At 68.4% G+C, this 2,623-nt stretch carries 1 protein-coding gene; it reads left to right on the top strand.

Annotated features, from left to right (window positions below):
• The first annotated feature begins 174 nt into the window (after positions 1-174).
• Complete coding sequence (locus EKD05_RS25315) at positions 175-2,616, top strand: transposase (RefSeq protein WP_129678409.1); 2,442 nt, start codon at positions 175-177, stop codon at positions 2,614-2,616.
• The last annotated feature ends 7 nt before the right edge of the window (positions 2,617-2,623 follow it).

The following is a 2,623-nucleotide window of genomic DNA, read 5'->3' as shown; positions in this document are numbered from 1 at the left end:
ATACACATTAGGGACTACGCAGTGGCATCAGGACGCGCCCCGTCACCAGGGCGCTTCGTTATTTCGGCCTGACCGCCATTTCTGCTTGGGTATAGACTTGCCAGCCTTCGCGGATGGGTGTACATGGAGCTTTACCACAAACCCTTGTGCATCCCACGCGAAAGGCTGGCAAGCGTGTATCATACCATTTTTGCCCCACTGACCCGTCGGCAGCAGCGCCAGATCACACGCCTGCTTGCCCTCGCCCTGCTGCCCCTCCTGCTCGTGACGAGCACCGGGTACGCGGCCGAACGGCTCCCCGTGCCGGTCGCCGTCGCCACCTCAGTGCGGCGGATCCGCCGCCGCTGCTGTCGTCGGCCTCCTGTCGCCCCGCCGCTCCGCGGCTCCGGGGCGCTCCTGCAGCGCACCCTGCCGCCGGTGCTGGGCCAAACGAGCCTGCTGCTGCTGCTCCTCGTTGGCGGGCGCGCCCCCACCGCGCTCCTTCTCCTGGCCAGTCTGCCGCTGCTCCGCTGGCTGCTCACGCTCAGCGCCCTCGTCTGGCCCGCCTGGGCCCAGCGCCCCAGCTGCCGCTGGCTCCGCCAGGTCGGGGCCGACCTCCACCTCGCCCTCCTGCTTGCCCTCGGCGGTCACCTGCTCGGCCAGATCCTCGGCCTGACCGGTGGAGCCCTGCTCGGGGCGGCCGCCACACCCACCCGCTCGCCGAAACCCACCGCCAGCGGACGTATCCTGGAAGATGGCACCTACGAGGTCTTCCTCGGCGACCAGTTCGTCATCCGCCACCAGCCGGTGGACGAGTTTGACCGGCGCATGTTCCTGCTCTCGCTGCGCAACATCCATCTGGTGGATCACCCGTCGAAACGTCCGTTCGTCTGCCAGGTCTGGCTGGCGCAGTGGTTCGGCACGCTCCAGGAGCTGATCAGCCGCTGGGAGGACTACCGCGAGGCGGGCGATTGGACCCGCCTGATGAGCCGCCACCACGGCCCGCTCCTGCCACGCGACCAGCAGCAGGCCATCATTCAGCACTGGGCACGCCACCTCTGGTGGTCGGTGGCTGAGGTGCAGGCTGCCGCCGCAGCGGAAGGCGTCACCCTCAGCCAGGACGCCATCACCCAGATCGGCCAGGACAGCGGGTTACTCGCGGCGCGGCGCGTCCTGCGCGAGCGCTTCCAGCTCAGTGCCACGACGCTCCGCCCCAAGGACGACTGGCTGGTCTCGCAGCTCTTTGCCCAGCTTGACCAGCTCCAGGCGCATCTGGAGGCTGGCACGCGTCCGATGCTCGAACAGCAGGGCGATCTGCGCGAGCTGCTGGCGCTGCGCAAGGAACTCGGCCTGGGTTCGGGCCGCGAGTTGGAGCGGCCGCTGCCCTGGGCCTATCACCTCCAGCAGGTGCTCTGCGGTGACTGGCAGACCGCCGACGACGAGCCCATCCGCTGTCCGCACTGCGGCGGCAGCCAGGTGCGGCGCAAGAGCCGCACGCCGCGCCAGAAACGCTTCTACGATGCCGAAGGCCAGCTCCAGACCGTCGATGTCTTCCGCTACTACTGCCAGAACCCGGCCTGCCCGCAGCAGACCTTCACCAACCTGCCGCCCGACCTGCTGCCGTATTCGCCCTGGCGGGCCGAGGTGCAGCTGGCGGCGCTGGGAGCCTACGAACTGGGGCGCGGGAGCTACCGACGCGTGGCCAGCGGGCTGGGCGTCTCGACGGCGACCGCCGCTCGCTGGGTCAGTCAGTTTGGGGGGCAGCTGCTGCCGGTGGCGGCGCTGTTTGGGGTGGTGCAATCGAGTGGGGTCGTCGGGGTGGACGAGAAGTGGGTGCGCGTGCACGTGCCGGGGAAGCGTGGCTCTCGCTGGATGTACGTCTCGGTGGCGGTGGACTGCTCCAGCTACGACCTGCTGCACATCGCGATCGCCCCCACGGTGGGGACCGCGAGTGCGCAGGCGTTTCTGCTGGCGCTGAAGGCCAAAGGCTACCGCCCGCAGGTCATCGTGACCGACCTGAACCAGGAGTATGGGGCGGCGATTGCGGCGGTCTTCCCGCAGGCGGAGCACCACGAGTGTGTCTTTCACGCGTTGCAGAACTGGCAAGCCCAGGTGCGCAAGGCCTACGGGAAGGACTACCGCGAGCAGCACCCGGAGGCGGTGGCGCTACTGCGGCAGCTGAAGCGGATCTTCTGGGCCACGACGAAACGGACGGCGGAGCGGCGCTACGCACGGGTGCTGGCGCTGCGGGAGGCGTACGTCGCGGCGCAGCCGGAGGTGGCGACGGTGTTTACCAGCCTGGAGCACCATTGGCCGAAGCTGGTGAACGCCATCGAGAGCGAGCGTATCCCGCTGACCAACAACACGACGGAGCTGGTGATCCGGCGCTTCGCGCAGCACTACCAGAACTTCTGCGGCTTCCACAGCATCGAGACGGCGGAGCGCTACCTGGTGGTGTTCGAGTGGTGCTACCGATTGACGCCGTTCACCCAGGACGCGCAGCAGCGTATCCGGGGCAAGTGCCCGCTGGAGTTGGCCGGCTACGACGTGAGCAAGCTGCCGATGGCGCAACTCTGTCGAGGTCAGTTGCTCGGCTGGCCCCCAGAGAGCCTGGCAGAAGTAGTCCCCAAACCCTAACGGTCAC

The organism is Candidatus Chloroploca sp. Khr17 (assembly GCF_004138165.1).
Lineage (GTDB): Bacteria > Chloroflexota > Chloroflexia > Chloroflexales > Chloroflexaceae > Chloroploca.
Note: the sequence above shows the minus strand (reverse complement) of the source record. Positions and strands in the feature narration are given on the sequence as shown.